This is a genomic window from Streptomyces sp. NPDC048718, from assembly GCF_043198875.1.
In the GTDB taxonomy this organism is placed as follows: domain Bacteria; phylum Actinomycetota; class Actinomycetes; order Streptomycetales; family Streptomycetaceae; genus Streptomyces.
Genome location: NZ_JBICVG010000017.1, coordinates 104871 through 119185, shown reverse-complemented (window position 1 = coordinate 119185; position 14315 = coordinate 104871). Strand labels below are relative to the sequence as shown.

General features: G+C 72.4%; 14 protein-coding genes and 1 tRNA gene. 9 read left to right on the top strand and 6 right to left on the bottom strand.

Annotated features, from left to right (window positions below):
• Nucleotides 1-2: 2 nt before the first annotated feature.
• The gene (locus ACGFRB_RS28110) at nt 3-1328 is read right to left on the bottom strand and encodes a M20/M25/M40 family metallo-hydrolase (RefSeq protein WP_363008708.1); all 1326 of its coding nucleotides are present in this window, start codon (nt 1326-1328) and stop codon (nt 3-5) included.
• Nucleotides 1329-1508: 180 nt separating this feature from the next.
• Between ACGFRB_RS28110 and ACGFRB_RS28105 the strand changes: the two genes are divergently transcribed.
• Together ACGFRB_RS28105 and ACGFRB_RS28100 are read left to right on the top strand one after the other, a co-directional pair.
• Nucleotides 1509-1596 (top strand) — tRNA-Leu (locus ACGFRB_RS28105).
• A gap of 216 nt (nt 1597-1812) precedes the next feature.
• Complete coding sequence (locus ACGFRB_RS28100; RefSeq protein ID WP_393246982.1) at nt 1813-2745, top strand: RluA family pseudouridine synthase; 933 nt, start codon at nt 1813-1815, stop codon at nt 2743-2745.
• Here ACGFRB_RS28100 and ACGFRB_RS28095 read toward each other — a convergent pair.
• Nucleotides 2729-3358 (bottom strand): MBL fold metallo-hydrolase, encoded by a 630-nt coding sequence (locus ACGFRB_RS28095; RefSeq protein ID WP_363008711.1) that lies wholly within the window; start codon nt 3356-3358, stop codon nt 2729-2731. The two genes, ACGFRB_RS28100 and ACGFRB_RS28095, sit on opposite strands and share 17 nt — an antisense overlap.
• A complete protein-coding gene (locus tag ACGFRB_RS28090; protein ID WP_363008713.1) occupies nt 3358-4443 on the bottom strand; it encodes an S-(hydroxymethyl)mycothiol dehydrogenase in 1086 nt (361 codons plus the stop codon). Before ACGFRB_RS28090 ends, ACGFRB_RS28095 begins: the two co-directional genes overlap by 1 nt.
• A gap of 137 nt (nt 4444-4580) precedes the next feature.
• On the opposite strand from ACGFRB_RS28090, the gene ACGFRB_RS28085 reads away from it, so the two are divergent.
• On the top strand, nt 4581-6575 hold the full coding sequence (locus ACGFRB_RS28085; protein WP_393246980.1) for a multicopper oxidase family protein: 1995 nt from the start codon (nt 4581-4583) through the stop codon (nt 6573-6575).
• A 75-nt stretch (nt 6576-6650) separates the two neighbouring features.
• On the opposite strand, the gene ACGFRB_RS28080 is transcribed toward ACGFRB_RS28085, so the two are convergent.
• The gene (locus ACGFRB_RS28080) at nt 6651-7100 is read right to left on the bottom strand and encodes a hypothetical protein (protein WP_393246978.1); all 450 of its coding nucleotides are present in this window, start codon (nt 7098-7100) and stop codon (nt 6651-6653) included.
• A gap of 302 nt (nt 7101-7402) precedes the next feature.
• Here ACGFRB_RS28080 and ACGFRB_RS28075 point away from each other — a divergent pair, with 302 nt between their 5' ends.
• Nucleotides 7403-7882, top strand: a complete 480-nt coding sequence (locus ACGFRB_RS28075; protein ID WP_393247018.1) for a DNA glycosylase AlkZ-like family protein — start codon at nt 7403-7405, stop codon at nt 7880-7882.
• Between the two features lie 136 nt (nt 7883-8018).
• On the opposite strand, the gene ACGFRB_RS28070 is transcribed toward ACGFRB_RS28075, so the two are convergent.
• A complete protein-coding gene (locus tag ACGFRB_RS28070; RefSeq protein ID WP_363008719.1) occupies nt 8019-8720 on the bottom strand; it encodes an FCD domain-containing protein in 702 nt (233 codons plus the stop codon).
• A 147-nt stretch (nt 8721-8867) separates the two neighbouring features.
• On the opposite strand from ACGFRB_RS28070, the gene ACGFRB_RS28065 reads away from it, so the two are divergent.
• Nucleotides 8868-9413 (top strand): gluconokinase, encoded by a 546-nt coding sequence (locus tag ACGFRB_RS28065; RefSeq protein WP_393246976.1) that lies wholly within the window; start codon nt 8868-8870, stop codon nt 9411-9413.
• Nucleotides 9414-9448: 35 nt separating this feature from the next.
• Nucleotides 9449-10846: a gluconate:H+ symporter gene (locus ACGFRB_RS28060; RefSeq protein ID WP_361227847.1), complete on the top strand. Its 1398-nt coding sequence runs from the start codon at nt 9449-9451 to the stop codon at nt 10844-10846.
• A gap of 145 nt (nt 10847-10991) precedes the next feature.
• On the opposite strand, the gene ACGFRB_RS28055 is transcribed toward ACGFRB_RS28060, so the two are convergent.
• The gene (locus tag ACGFRB_RS28055; protein WP_393246974.1) at nt 10992-12656 is read right to left on the bottom strand and encodes an FAD-binding dehydrogenase; all 1665 of its coding nucleotides are present in this window, start codon (nt 12654-12656) and stop codon (nt 10992-10994) included.
• Between the two features lie 192 nt (nt 12657-12848).
• Between ACGFRB_RS28055 and ACGFRB_RS28050 the strand changes: the two genes are divergently transcribed.
• The 3 genes from ACGFRB_RS28050 to ACGFRB_RS28040 all read left to right on the top strand — a co-directional run bounded on the left by ACGFRB_RS28050 (nt 12849) and on the right by ACGFRB_RS28040 (nt 14277).
• A complete protein-coding gene (locus tag ACGFRB_RS28050) occupies nt 12849-13367 on the top strand; it encodes an NUDIX hydrolase (protein ID WP_393246972.1) in 519 nt (172 codons plus the stop codon).
• 146 nt (nt 13368-13513) lie between these two features.
• Nucleotides 13514-13888, top strand: a complete 375-nt coding sequence (locus tag ACGFRB_RS28045) for a YidH family protein (protein ID WP_393247016.1) — start codon at nt 13514-13516, stop codon at nt 13886-13888.
• Entirely contained in the window at nt 13885-14277 is a 393-nt protein-coding gene (locus ACGFRB_RS28040) for a DUF202 domain-containing protein (protein WP_393246970.1), read from the top strand. Before ACGFRB_RS28045 ends, ACGFRB_RS28040 begins: the two co-directional genes overlap by 4 nt.
• Nucleotides 14278-14315: the final 38 nt, after the last annotated feature.

Here is a 14315-nt window from a genome sequence, read left to right as displayed (position 1 = left end):
TGTCAGGACGCGTCGATGAACCGGTCCAGGACGCGGACGCCGAACTTCAGGCCGTCCACCGGTACCCGCTCGTCGACGCCGTGGAACATCCCGGCGAAGTCCAGCTCGGGCGGGAGCTGAAGCGGCGCGAAGCCGAAGCAGCGGATGCCGAGGTCGTCGAAGGCCTTGGCGTCGGTGCCGCCGGAGAGCATGTACGGCACGGCGCGGGCGATCGGGTCCTCGGCGCGCAGGGCGAGCTGCATCGCGTCGACCAGGGCGCCGTCGAAGGTGGTCTCCAGCGCCTTGTCGCCGTGCACGTCCTCGCGCTTGACGCGCGGGCCGAGGATCCGGTCGAGGTCGGCGAGGAACTCCTCCTCGAACCCGGGCAGGAAGCGGCCGTCGACGTGCGCGGTGGCCTGCCCCGGGATGACGTTCACCTTGTACCCGGCGCTCAGCATGGTGGGGGCGGCGGAGTTGCGCAGGGTGGCGCCGATCATCTTGGCGATGCCGCCGAGCTTGACGAGCGTGGCGTCCATGTCGTCGGGGTCGAGCGGGGTGCCGAGGGCGTCGGACAGCTCGTCGAGGAAGGACCGCACGGTCTTGGTCACCCGGACCGGCCAGGTGTGCCGGCCGAGCCGGCCCACGGCCTCGCACAGCTCGGTGATGGCGTTGTCGTCGTTGGTCATCGAGCCGTGGCCGGCCGTGCCGTCGACGGTGAGCCGCATCCAGTGCATGCCCTTCTGGGCGGTCTCGACCAGGTAGAGCCGCAGGTTCTCGTTGACGGTGAAGGAGAAGCCGCCGACCTCGCCGATCGCCTCCGTCACCCCGTCGAAGAGGTGGCGGTGGTTGTCGACGAGGTGGCGGGCGCCGTAGACGCCGCCGGCCTCCTCGTCGGCGAGGAAGGCGAGGACGATGTCGCGCGGCGGCTTGCGGCCGCTGCGCAGCCGGTCGCGGACGACCGCGAGGGTCATCGCGTCCATGTCCTTCATGTCGACCGCCCCGCGGCCCCACACGCAGCCGTCGGCGATCTCCCCGGAGAACGGGTCGTGCGTCCAGTCCGCGGCGTTGGCCGGGACGACGTCGGTGTGGCCGTGGATCAGCAGGGCGGGCCGCGACGGGTCCTCCCCCTCGATCCGGGCGACGGTGGAGGCCCGGCCCCGGTGCGACTCGATGATCGTCGGTTCGAGTCCGACCTCCGCGAGCTTCTCGGCGATGTACTCGGCCGCCGCCCGCTCGCCGGGCCCGGAGTGGTCGCCGTAGTTGCTGGTGTCGATACGGATGAGGTCACGGCACAGGTCGACGACCTCGTCCTCGCCCGCGACGCTCCTGCCGGTGTTCGACTCGCTCACGCTGCTTCCTCCCACTGCCTGCCCACGCGATGACGGTTGATCCCCCCCATCCTCCCGCGCCGCCCCCGCCCGCCCAAGACCGCCGGTGGGCGGCACCGGGGGTGGTGATCGACCCCCTCGAATGTTTGCTATGGTTTTCCTCGTCGGAAGGGCCGAGCGGCCCGGAAGACAAGATCACCTGTCCGGGTGGCGGAATGGCAGACGCGCTAGCTTGAGGTGCTAGTGCCCTTTATCGGGCGTGGGGGTTCAAGTCCCCCCTCGGACACCAAGGAAAAGGCCCCACATCACGTGGGGCCTTTTCGCGTTACCGGGGATGTGTCGGAGACGGATCGGGCGTCGGGGATACGTACCGGCGGACACGTCCCCAAGACCTGTCGGATGCCCGGGATACGTACCGGAGATACGCCGGGGATGTGTCAGGTGTCTCCCCCGGCCGCCCCGGGAGCCGGGCGGTGCGGCGGTCGCGGCTCGTTACCGTGGGGACGTGAGACGCAGAACCAAGGCCCCCGCTTCGCCCCTGCCCCAGCGGGAGGGCATCGACGCCGTGCGGGTGCGGCTGCCCGAGGACCCGGCCGGGGCGTGGCGGACCGTGCGGGAGCATCTGATGGACCGGTACGCGGGGGCCGTCGGCGCCGAGCGGGTCGACGGGATGCTCGGGGAAGGACGGTTCGTCGGGGCCGACGGCCGGGCCGCCGGGGGCGACGAGCCGTACACGGCGGGCCGGTATCTGTGGTTCCACCGGGACTTCCCGGCCGAGGAGCGGGTGCCGTTCGAGGTCGGCGTGGTGTACCGCGACGAGCGGATCGTGGTGGCCGACAAGCCGCACTTCCTGGCGACGATGCCGCGCGGACGGCATGTGACCGAGACCGCGATGGCGCGGCTGCGGCGGGACCTGGGGCTGCCCGGGCTCCAGCCGGCGCACCGGCTGGACCGGCTGACGGCGGGCCTGGTGCTGTTCGTGGTGCGGGCCGAGGACCGGGGGGCGTATCAGACGCTGTTCCGGGACCGGCGGGTGCGCAAGGAGTACGAGGCGGTCGCCCCGTACTCCCCCGAGCCGGCGCTGCCGGTGACGGTGCGCAGCCGGATCGAGAAGGAGCGCGGGGTGATGGCGGCCCGCGAGGTGGCGGGCGAGCCGAACAGCGAGAGCCGGATCGAGTTGCTGGAGCGGTGCGGCGGCGGGCTCGCCCGGTACCGGCTGGTGCCGAAGACCGGGCGGACCCATCAGCTGCGGGTGCACATGAACGCGCTGGGACTGCCGATCCTGCACGATCCGGTGTATCCGGTGGTGCGGGAGGACGGGCCGGAGGACTTCGGGCGGCCGCTGCAGTTGCTGGCGCGGACGCTGGAGTTCACCGACCCGCTGGACGGGTCCCCGAGGTGGTTCAGGAGCGGGCTCTCGCTCAGTGCCCCCTGCTGATCCACTCCTGAAGGTGCGGGGCCTCGGTCCCGATGGTGGTGGTTTCGCCGTGGCCGGTGCGGACGACGGTCTCGGCCGGCAGGGTCAGGAGCTTGTCCCGGATCGAGTCGATGATCGTGGGGAAGTCCGAGAAGGACCGGCCGGTGGCGCCGGGGCCGCCCTGGAAGAGGGTGTCCCCGCTGAAGACGGTGCCGAGGTCGGGGGCGTACAGGCAGACCGCGCCGGGGGCGTGCCCGGGGGTGTGCAGGACGTGCAGGTCGACGCCGGCGATGGTGAGGACCTGGCCGTCGGCGAGGTCGCCGTCCGGGGTGTGGTCGGGGTGGGTGTTCTTCCACAGCGGCAGGTCGGCGGGGTGCAGCAGGATCCGGGCGCCGGTGGCGGCGGCGAGCGCGGGGGCCGCGTCGATGTGGTCGTCGTGGGCGTGGGTGCAGACGATGGCGCGCAGGGCGCGGCCGTCGAGGGCGGCGAGGATCGCGTCGGCGTCGTGGGCGGCGTCGACGACAATCGCCTCGGTGTCGTCGCCGACGATCCAGACGTTGTTGTCGACGTCCCAGGTGCCGCCGTCGAGGCTGAAGGTGCCGGAGGTGACCAGGTGGTCGATGCGGGTGGACATCAGAGGATCACCACCGAGCGCAGCACGTCGCCCTCGTGCATGCGGGCGAAGGCCTTCTCGATGTCGCCGAGGCCGATGGTCTCGGTGACGAAGGCGCCGAGGTCGATACGGCCCTGCTGGTGCAGGTCGATGAGCATCGGGAAGTCGCGGGAGGGCAGGCAGTCGCCGTACCAGGAGGACTTGAGCGCGCCGCCCCGGCCGAAGACGTCGAGGAGCGGGAGCTCCAGCTTCATCTCGGGGGTGGGGACGCCGACGAGGACGACGGTTCCGGCGAGGTCGCGGGCGTAGAAGGCCTGCGTGTACGTCTCGGGACGGCCGACGGCCTCGATGACGACGTCGGCGCCGAAGCCGCCGGTGAGCTCGCGGATGGCCTCGACGGGGTCGGCGGTGCGGGAGTTGACGGTGTGGGTGGCGCCCATCTCCTTCGCCTTCTCGAGCTTCCGGTCGTCGATGTCGACGGCGATGATCCGGGCGGCTCCGGCGAGGCGGGAGCCGGCGATGGCCGCGTCGCCGACGCCGCCGCAGCCGATGACGGCGACGCTGTCGCCCCGGCCCACGTTGCCGGTGTTGATGGCGGCGCCGATGCCTGCCATGACGCCGCAGCCGAGGAGGCCCGCGACCTCGGGGGCGACGGCGGGGTCGACCTTGGTGCACTGGCCGGAGGCGACCAGGGTCTTCTCGGCGAAGGCGCCGATGCCGAGCGCGGGCGACAGCTCGGTGCCGTCGAGCAGGGTCATCTTCTGCTTGGCGTTGTGGGTGGCGAAGCAGTACCACGGGCGGCCGCGCAGACAGGCCCGGCACTGGCCGCACACCGCGCGCCAGTTGAGGACGACGAAGTCGCCGGGGGCGACGTCGGTGACGCCCTCGCCGACGGACTCGACGATTCCGGCCGCCTCGTGACCGAGGAGGAAGGGGAACTCGTCGTTGATGGCGCCCTGCTTGTAGTGGAGATCGGTGTGGCAGACCCCGCACGCCTGGATCTTCACCACGGCCTCACCGGGGCCCGGGTCGGGAATGACGATCGTCTCGACCCGTACGGGTTCGTTCTTCCCCGGGGCGATGACTCCCTGGACCTGCTGCGGCATGTGGTGTCCTCTCGAATAAAACGGCAATCCACGTTTCGGATGTGACGATAACGGCCAGGTTACGCGGACCTCGCAACCTTCGCCCAGGTGGTCGCCGTCTGCCCCTGTACAGGCATGACACAGCCTCAGGGGGAAAGATGAGCAGTGAAATCGAGCCGTTTGCCGATGCCCTGACGACACCTTTGGTGCTCCGTCCGGACGAGTCGGGGGATGTCGTGGTCGAGCTCCGGCCGACCTGGACGCGGCTGCACCGGCAGCTGCCGCCGACGCTGATGTGGGGGTACGGGGGAAGCTTCCCCGGGCCGACCATCGAGGTGCGGCGCGGGCAGCGGATCAAGGTCGCGTGGACCAACCGGATCCCGAAGGGCAGCGCGTACCCGGTGACCGCCGTCGAGGTGGAGCAGAGCGCCGGTCAGGCCGCTCCGCACAACCGGCCGGGCCGGGAGGGCGCGGAGCCGATCAAGGAGGTGGCGGCGCTGCCCGCCTGGTCGGTGACGCATCTGCACGGCGCGCAGACCGGCGGCGGCAACGACGGGTGGGCGGACAACGCGGTGGGCTTCGGGGACGCCCAGCTGTCCGAGTACCCGAACGACCACCAGGCGACGCAGTACTGGTACCACGACCACGCCATGAACATCACCCGCTGGAACGTGTACGCGGGCCTGGTGGGCACCTATCTGGTGCGTGACGACGAGGAGGACGCGCTCGGGCTGCCGTCGGGGGCGCGGGAGCTGCCGCTGATCCTCGCGGACCGGAATCTGGACCAGGACGAGGACGGGCGGCTGAACGGGCGGCTGCTGCACAAGACGACCCGGCTGGTGGCGGCCCATCCGGAGACGGGGAAGCCGGTGTCGCTGCCGTTCCTCGGCCCGTACACGACGGTCAACGGCACGATCTGGCCGTACGCCGACGTCGAGGCGGGCTGGTACCGCTTCCGGCTGGTGAACGCGTCGAACGCGCGGGTGTACGACCTCGTCCTGGTCGACGAGGACGACCGGCCGGTCACCGGGGTGCTGCATCAGATCGGCAGTGACGGCGGGCTGCTGCCGCGTCCGGTGGCGGTCGACTTTGGGATGGGTACCGGGGGTGCCGGGGGTGCTGCGGGTGCCGGGGGTGCTGCGGGTGCCGAGGGTGCTGCGGGTGCCGGGGGTGCTGCGGGTGCCGAGGACTCGGAGGGCGCCGGGGACGCCGACGGCGTGGGGGTGGTGCCGTTGACGATCGCGCCCGCCGAACGCTTCGATCTGCTGGTCGACTTCCGGCAGCTCGCGGGGCGGCGGCTGCGGCTGCTCAACAAGGCGCCGGGCCGGGCGCCGGGGGTCGCGGACGCGACGCTGAACGTGCCGTATCCGCAGGTCATGGAGTTCCGGGTGGGCGAGCCGGCGGAGCGGGGCGAGGAGCCGGACGGCCGGGGCGGCCGGGACGACCGGGACGGCCGGGACGACCGGGACGCCTTCGAGGTGCCGCCGGTGCTCTCCGGTTCCTTCCGGCGGTACGACCACGCGGCCGTGGAGCACGGGCACCGGCTGGTCGTGCTCACCCCTCCGGGCACGGTCGGGGGCGGCGGGCACCCGGAGATCTGGGAGATGGAGGAGGTCCCGGAGCACGAGCAGGCCGGGCCGCGCGGGCCGGTGAACGGGGTGATACGGGTCCAGTCGTCGGACGGCAAGGTCCGTACGTACCGGCGCACCGCCCGGACGTTCAACGACGGGCTCGGCTTCACCATCGGCGAGGGCGCGTACGAGCAGTGGTCGTTCCTCAACCTGGCGCCGCAGACGGTGCTGCACCCGATGCACATCCATCTGGCGGACTTCCAGGTGATGGCGCGGGAGGCGTACGTGCCGGCCGGGTTCGACCCGGCGGTCGGCGGGACGCGGGAGCCGGTGCGCTTCGATCCGGAGCGGCCGGTGGCGGTGCCGCCGAACGAGCAGGGCTGGAAGGACGTGTTCCGGGTGCCCGGGGGCCAGCTGGTGCGGGTGATGGGGCGGTTCGACGGGGCGTACGGCCGGTTCATGTACCACTGCCATCTGCTGGAGCACGAGGACATGGGCATGATGCGGCCGTTCGTGGTGATGCCGCCGGAGGTGCTGCCGCTGGGGCACGACCACGCGGGCGGTCCGGGGCACGGTCACTGAGTCGGGGGCGGATCCGGCCGGCGGGGAGTACACCGCGCCGGCCGGGGCTCAGCCCCTCGGGAAGGACGTGGACCGTCAGGCGTAGACGACCGCCACGCCCGAGCAGTGGGACTCGACCCCGTTCTTCGACAGGCAGCCCCACATGTAGTAAGGAGCGCCCTCGGGCAGGTCGCCGCCCTTCCACGCGGTGTAGGGAGCGTTGTGACCGGAGGTGGAGACCACCCGGTCGGGGACACTGCCGTCGGGCTTGCTCAAATGGGCAACGACGCTGTAACCGTCGCTCGCGATGTCCTGCGCGCCGAGGTTGTCCCCGTTCGCGCAGGCGCTGGGGTCCGCGTTCCACAGGGCGTAGCCGGCCACGCCCGAGTCGTTGTACAGAGTGATGGACTTGAGAACGCAGTCGGCCGCGGCACCCTTCGACGGCGCCACCGGCGAGGCGGACGCCGCGCCGGATGTCGCCGTGACGAGGCCCCCCGCCATCACGGCCGTGGTCAGGGCGATGCCCATCCTTCGAGTCAGTCGCATGATGTTCCCCCTCCATGTCGCCGGGACTTCCGGAGACGGCATCCACTATGGAAGGCACGGCGGAAGATCACAGTGGCCAATCCGGTCGCGTGCCGCCGAACCCGCTGCTACGCCCCTCGCACCCCGCCCGACATCACGCTTCACCCGGCGAACACCCTGTCGTCACCGCCTCGTCCCCTTCCTCGCCGTCCTCCGCCCTCTGGACGCCCTTCCGCCTCCGACCTGCGCTCTCGCCTCACCGTCCTCAACCGCACCCACCCTGCTCACGGCTGGCCGAAAAAACGTGCAGGCAGCAATGACCGCTGCTGACCGGCGCGGCGTTCACCAAGGCGGTACGGGAGCTCGACGACCGGGTGGTGCGGGTGCCGGGCCCCGGCCGTACCGCCCTGTTCGATCTGGCCGGCGCCACCGTGCCGGACGAGGACACCCCGGCGCCGGCGAGGCTGCTGCCGATGTGGGACAGCACGCTGTTGGCCCACGCCGTCCCGGGGCGGCTCATGCCGCCGGAGTACCGGCCCCTGGTCGTCCGGCGCAACGGCGACGTACTGCCCTGTCTGCTCGTCGACGGGCAGGTCGCCGGAGTGTGGCGCGCGGCGGCCGGGGGCGGTGTGGAGATGACGGCCTTCCGGCGGCTCGGCAAGGCCGCGTGGCAGGGCCTGACCGGGGAGGCGGAGCGGCTGTCGGCACTGCTCGCCGACCGCGATCCGGCCGTCTACGGCCGGTACGGGCACTGGTGGGACAAGGGGTTCCCCGGCGCCGAGCGGACTGTCGTCGCCGGCTGACCGGCGGTCCGAGACGGGATCCACGAGCCGAAAGCCCCCGGGACTCCCGGGGCGGGATCCCGGGGCGGAATCCTCGCTACGGGCTCCGGGCCGCCGAGCCGTACGGCCCCCGGGCCTCAGCCGCCGAGGCCCGGCCTCACGGTGCCAGGACGTCGAGTTCCTTGAGCGCGCCCACCGCGATCTGCCGGGTCAGTTCCTCGGCGCGGACCGCGTCCTTCTCGCGTACGGCCTCGGCGACCTGGACGTGCAAGGTGACGGCGGCCGGGTCCGGGTCCTCGAACATCACCTGGTGACGGGTGCGTCCGGTGAGGACCTCGGCGACGACATCGCCGAGCCGGGCGAACATCTCGTTGCCGGAGGCGTCGAGGACGACCCGGTGGAAGGCGATGTCGTGCACCAGGTACTCGTCCAGCCGGCCGCCGCGCGAGGTGGCGACCATGCCGAGGGCGTGCTCGGTGAGCGCGCGGCACTGCTCGGGCCCGGCGTGGACGGCGGCGAGGCCGGCGGCGACGGGTTCGATCGCGGAGCGCAGCACGGTGAGCGAACGGAGCTGGCGGGGGCGGTCGGCGCCGGCGAGACGCCAGCGGATGACCTGGGGGTCGTAGACGTTCCACTGCTCGGTGGGCAGCACGATCACGCCGACCCGGCGGCGGGAGGCGACCAGGTGCATGGACTCCAGGACGCGGACGACCTCGCGCACCACGGTCCGGGACACCTCGAAGCGTTCGGCCAGCTCGTCGGAGCGCAGCACGCTGCCGGGCGGATACTCCCCCGCGGTGATCGCCAGGCCCAGGGTGGTCAGCACGTGCGGATGGAGCCCCTGGGCCGGTGTCGTCATGCCGGCAAGCCTACGCACCCCGGGTGGACGATCACGCCACCCATAAAAAGTACGATGTTTAGGTCACAGTCTCTTGAATAAGTCGTACTCAATGGGTTTCATGAGCGCGACGGATCGATGTCGAAGAAGACAGCGAGGCATCCCCCCATGCACACCACCCCCCAGCCAGACGACGCCCTCCACGACGACGACCCCCGGGTCGTCGTCGTGATGGGCGTCGCCGGAACCGGCAAGACCACCATCGGTCCGCTGGTCGCCGAAGCCCTCGGCCTCCCCTACGCGGAGGGCGACGACTTCCACCCGGCCGCCAATGTCGCCAAGATGTCCGCCGGCACCCCCCTCGACGACGAGGACCGGGGGCCCTGGCTGGACGCCATCGGGCAGTGGGCGCACGGCCGGGCCGGGCTCGGCGGTGTGGTGAGCAGCTCCGCGCTGAAGCGGATCTACCGGGACCGGCTGCGCGCGGCCGCCCCCGGCGTGGTCTTCCTTCATCTGACCGGTGACCGGGACCTCATCGAGGGGCGCATGCGGGCGCGCAAGGGACACTTCATGCCGACCGCGCTCCTCGACTCCCAGTTCGCCACCCTCCAGCCGCTGCGGGAGGACGAGGCCGGCGTCGCCGTCGACGTGTCCGGCACCCCCGAAGAAATCTCGGCCCGCGCCGTCGCCGCACTGCGCCGGCTCCCCCACTGATCTCCTGATCCCCTGATCCCCGAGGAACTCACACCGTGTCCAGTCTCAGCGTCGAGATCCTGGCAGCGGACGCCGCCGAACCCATCACCTCGGCGGGCAACGCCCAGCTCGGCATCGCCGTACTCGCCGGCATCGCCGTCATCGTCCTGCTCATCACCAAGTTCAAGCTGCACGCGTTCCTGTCGCTGACCATCGGCTCGCTGGCGCTCGGCGCGTTCGCGGCCGCCCCGCTCGCGGACACGATCAAGTCGTTCAGCACCGGTCTCGGCAACACCGTGGCCGGCGTCGGCGTGCTGATCGCGCTGGGCGCGATCCTCGGCAAGCTGCTCGCCGACTCCGGCGGCGCGGACCAGATCGTCGACACGATCCTCGCCCGCGCGAGCCGGAAAACCATGCCATGGGCGATGGTCCTGATCGCCTCCGTGATCGGTCTGCCGCTGTTCTTCGAGGTCGGCATCGTGCTGCTGATCCCGGTGGTGCTGCTGGTCGCCAAGCGCGGCAACTACTCGCTGATGCGCATCGGCATCCCGGCGCTGGCCGGTCTGTCCGTGATGCACGGGCTCATCCCGCCGCACCCCGGCCCGCTCGTCGCCATCGACGCGGTCGGCGCCAACCTGGGTGTCACGCTCGCCCTGGGTCTGCTCGTCGCCATCCCGACCGTCGTCATCGCCGGTCCGCTGTTCTCCCGTTACGCCGCCCGCTGGGTGGACATCCCGGCCCCCGAGCGGATGATCCCGACCCGCCCGTCGGAGGACCTGGACAAGCGTCCCGGCTTCGGCGTCACCGTCGCGACCGTGCTGCTGCCGGTCGTCCTGATGCTGGTCAAGGCGCTCGTCGACATCGTCGTCGACGACCCGGACAACGCCGTGCAGAAGGTCACCGACGTCATCGGCTCGCCGCTGATCGCGCTGCTCGCGGCCGTCATCGTCGCGCTGTTCACGCTGGGCCGCGCGGCCGGTTTCACCCGGGACCGGCTCGCCCTGACCGTCGACAAGTCGCTCGGCCCGATCGCGGGCGTGCTGCTGATCGTCGGCGCCGGCGGCGGTTTCAAGCAGACCCTGATCGACCTCGGTGTCGGCCAGATGATCCTCGACTTCTCGAAGAGCTGGGCCATCCCGGCCCTGCTGCTGGCCTGGCTGATCGCCGTCGCGATCCGGCTCGCGACCGGCTCGGCCACCGTCGCCACCATCTCGGCCGCCGGTCTGGTGGCCCCGCTGGCCGAGGGCATGTCGACGGGCGAGGTCTCGCTGCTCGTCCTCGCGATCGGCGCCGGTTCGCTCTTCTTCAGCCACGTCAACGACGCGGGTTTCTGGCTGGTGAAGGAGTACTTCGGGATGAACGTCGTCCAGACCGTCAAGACCTGGTCGGTGATGGAGACGATCATCTCGGTGGTCGGCATCGTCTTCGTGCTGCTGCTGTCGTTGGTCATATGACGCGTCACGCGCGGATGGCGTGACGGGCCCCGGCCCGACGTCCTCACGAGGCCCCGGACACGCGGTTCATCCCGCGTTCCGGGGCCTCGTGCCGTTCCGGGCCTCGCGTCGTCGCGGGGCCATGCCGTTCCGTACGGCCGGCCGCTCACCCCACCGCCTTCGCGGCCGCCCTGCCCGCCGTACGCCCCGAGAAGAGGCAGCCGCCGAGGAAGGTGCCTTCGAGGGAGCGGTAGCCGTGGACGCCCCCGCCGCCGAACCCGGCCGCCTCGCCCGCCGCGTACACACCGGGCAGCGGCTCGCCGTCGGGTGTGAGGACCCGGGAGGCGAGGTCGGTCCGCAGGCCGCCGAGGGACTTGCGGGTGAGGATGCTCAGCCGCACGGCGATCAGCGGGCCGGCCCCGGGATCGAGGAGGCGGTGCGGGGCGGCCGTACGGATCAGCCGGTCGCCCAGATAGCGGCGGGCCCCGCGAACCGCCGTGACCTGGAGGTCCTTGGTGAAGGGGTTCGCCATCTCGCGGTCGCGGGCGGTGATCTCGCGGCGCAGCGCGGTCTCGTCGATCAGGTCCTCGCCGGTGATCCGGTTCATGCCCCGGACCAGGGCGCCCAGATCGTCCTCGACGACGAAGTCGGCGCCCTTGTCCATGAACGCCCGCACCGGGCCGGGGACGCCGGCGCGGGCCCGGTCGAGGACGCCGCGCACGGACTTGCCGGTGAGATCGGGGTTCTGCTCGGAGCCGGAGAGCGCGAACTCCTTGCCGATGATCTTCCGGTCGAGCACGAACCAGGTGTGGTCGTGGCCGGTGCGCATGATGTGTTCGAGGGTGCCGAGGGTGTCGAAGCCCGGGAAGAGCGGGACGGGCAGCCGCCGGCCGGTCGCGTCCAGCCACAGCGAGGAGGGGCCGGGCAGGATGCGGATGCCGTGCCGGGCCCAGATCGGGTTCCAGTTCTCGATGCCCTCGGTGTAGTGCCACATCCGGTCGCGGTTGACGTGGTGGGCGCCGGCCGCCTCGGCGACACCCAGCATCAGCCCGTCCACATGGGCGGGGACACCGGACAGCAGCCGGGCGGGCGGGGTGCCCAGGCGCTCGGGCCACTGGGCACGGACCAGGTCGTGGTTGCCACCGATGCCGCCGCTGGTGACGATCACGGCCTGGGCACGCAGCGAGAAGGAGCCGACGGCCTCGCGGCCACTGACGGTGCCGCGAGGGACGTCGGAGCGGGCCAGGACATCCCCGGTGACGGTGTCGACGGCCCCGGCGGTCCGGGCGAGGCCGGTGACGCGGTGCCGGAACCGGAACCGGACCAGGCCCCGCGCGGCCCCCTCGCGCACCCGCCGCTCGAAGGGGGCGACGAGGCCGGGCCCCGTACCCCAGGTGATGTGGAAACGGGGTACGGAGTTGCCGTGCCCGGTCGCCTCGTAGCCGCCGCGCTCGGCCCAGCCGACGACCGGGAAGAAACGCACCCCGAGCCCGTGCAGCCAGGCCCGCTTCTCGCCGGCCGCGAAGTGGACGTACGCCTCGGCCCAGCGGCGCGCCCAGTCGTCCTCGGGCCGGTCGAAGCCGGCGGTGCCGAACCAGTCCTGGAGCGCCAGGGCATGGCTGTCGCGGATCCGCATCCGGCGCTGCTCGGGCGAGTCGACGAGGAAGAGGCCGCCGAAGGACCAGTGGGCCTGGCCGCCGATGGACTGCCCGGGTTCCTGGTCGAGGAGGAGGACGGAGCGGCCGGCGTCGGCCAGTTCGGCGGTGGCGGCGAGACCGGCGAGGCCCGCCCCGATCACGATGACATCGGCGTCGTACGGCTCATGGGACATGCACCGCATCCTGAGGACGGGGGTGCGGCGCGTCAACGGTCCGGCCGCTCCCCTTGGTCCCGCTCGGGCCCGGGGCGCGGGCGGGGCTTCGGGACGGGCGCGGGCGGGGCTTCCGTGCGGGGCGCGGGCGGGGCTTCGGTGCGGGGCGCGGGCCGGACTCCGGAAGGGCGCGGCCGGGTCCATGATGGGCGCATGAGCGCTGAGGAAGTGATCGACGTCGTCGACGAGAACGACCGGGTGATCGGGCGGGCCCCGCGCGGCGAGGTGTACGCCCGGGGGCTGATCCACCGGGTCTCCTTCGTCCAGGTGCGCGACGGCCAGGGCCGGATCTTCGTACACCGAAGGACGGCGACGAAGCCGCTCTACCCGTCGCTGTACGACATGTTCGTGGGCGGTGTCCTCGGCGCCGGCGAGTCGTACGACGACGCCGCCCTGCGCGAAGCCGAGGAGGAGCTGGGGGTGACCGGGCTCGCCCGGCCGGCGCCGCTGTTCCGGTTCCTGTACGACGGGGGCGCGGCCGGGAAGTGGTGGTCGGCGGTGTACGAGGTGCGCTGTGATCTGCCCGTCCATCCGCAGGTCGAGGAGGTGGCCTGGCACGCCTTTCTTCCGGAGGCGGAGGTGGCGGCCCGGCTCGGCGACTGGCCGTGGGTGCCGGACGGGCTCGCCGCGTACGAGCGGCTGCGGGCGCACCGGGAGCACCAGGCGGGGTGAGGCGACCGGCACGGAAGTCAGGCGGGGAAGGGCAGGCGCGGGGCCCGGCGGTCGGTGCGGGAGCGGCCCGGCACGCGCCGGTGGCGGGCCCGGAACGCGCGGACGGCCGCCGGTAGGGTGCCCGGGTGAGCGACTTCGTACAGAGCATGCGGCTGTGGTTCGCCCCCCGGCGCCTCCAGCAGGAGGGCACGACCCCGGACTACCGCTTCTCGCTGGCCAACGAACGCACCTTCCTCGCCTGGCTGCGGACGGCGCTCGCCCTGATCGGCGGCGGATTCGCCGTGGCCCAGTTCCTGCCGGATCTGAACCGGGTCCTGCGGGTCGCGCTGTCGCTCGCGCTGCTGGTGGCCGGAGTGCTGTGCGCGCTGCGCGCCGTGAACCACTGGGTCCGCACCGAGCGGGCGATGCGGCGCGGGGAGGATCTGCCGGTGTCCCGGTTCCCGGCCGTCCTGAGTGTGACGGTGGCGCTGGTCGCGCTGGCGATGGCGGCGATCGTGCTCTCCGGCTGGGCCGGGCGATGAACCCGCCGCCCACGGGGCCGGAGCCCGGCCCCGGCGGGCCCAGCGGCCCCGGTTCCGCCGCCTCCGGGCCCGTACCCGAAGCGGAACCCGCCCGCGATCCGGGGCTCCAGCCCGAGCGGACCCGGCTCGCCTGGCGCCGGACGACACTGTCGGCCGCGGTGGTGGCCCTGCTCGCCGCCCGGCAGGCGCTCCGGGACGGCGCGAGCGCCGCCGGGATGACCGCCGTGGGCCTTTCGGCGCTGGCCTGGCTCGGTCTCGTGGCCGTCGCCCACCGTCGTATCCGATGCCTGGACACGGCCCGGCCCCGGCCCCTGTCCCACCGCGGCGCGCTGCTCGCGGCGGGGTGCGCGATCGCGTTCGCGGGCTTCGCCGTCGCCATACTGCTCTGAGCCGCCGCACCGTCCACCCCTCGGACCCTGGGCGCCCC

Coding starts and splice junctions, on each gene's coding strand:
- ACGFRB_RS28095 (WP_363008711.1), bottom strand. CDS start 3,358: ATGTCCACCCGCATCGACCACCTGGTCACCTCCGGCACCTTCAGCCTC.
- ACGFRB_RS28090 (WP_363008713.1), bottom strand. CDS start 4,443: ATGCCGCAGCAGGTCCAGGGAGTCATCGCCCCGGGGAAGAACGAACCC.
- ACGFRB_RS28085 (WP_393246980.1), top strand. CDS start 4,581: ATGAGCAGTGAAATCGAGCCGTTTGCCGATGCCCTGACGACACCTTTG.
- ACGFRB_RS28080 (WP_393246978.1), bottom strand. CDS start 7,100: ATGCGACTGACTCGAAGGATGGGCATCGCCCTGACCACGGCCGTGATG.
- ACGFRB_RS28070 (WP_363008719.1), bottom strand. CDS start 8,720: ATGACGACACCGGCCCAGGGGCTCCATCCGCACGTGCTGACCACCCTG.
- ACGFRB_RS28065 (WP_393246976.1), top strand. CDS start 8,868: ATGCACACCACCCCCCAGCCAGACGACGCCCTCCACGACGACGACCCC.
- ACGFRB_RS28055 (WP_393246974.1), bottom strand. CDS start 12,656: ATGTCCCATGAGCCGTACGACGCCGATGTCATCGTGATCGGGGCGGGC.
- ACGFRB_RS28050 (WP_393246972.1), top strand. CDS start 12,849: ATGAGCGCTGAGGAAGTGATCGACGTCGTCGACGAGAACGACCGGGTG.
- ACGFRB_RS28045 (WP_393247016.1), top strand. CDS start 13,514: ATGCGGCTGTGGTTCGCCCCCCGGCGCCTCCAGCAGGAGGGCACGACC.
- ACGFRB_RS28040 (WP_393246970.1), top strand. CDS start 13,885: ATGAACCCGCCGCCCACGGGGCCGGAGCCCGGCCCCGGCGGGCCCAGC.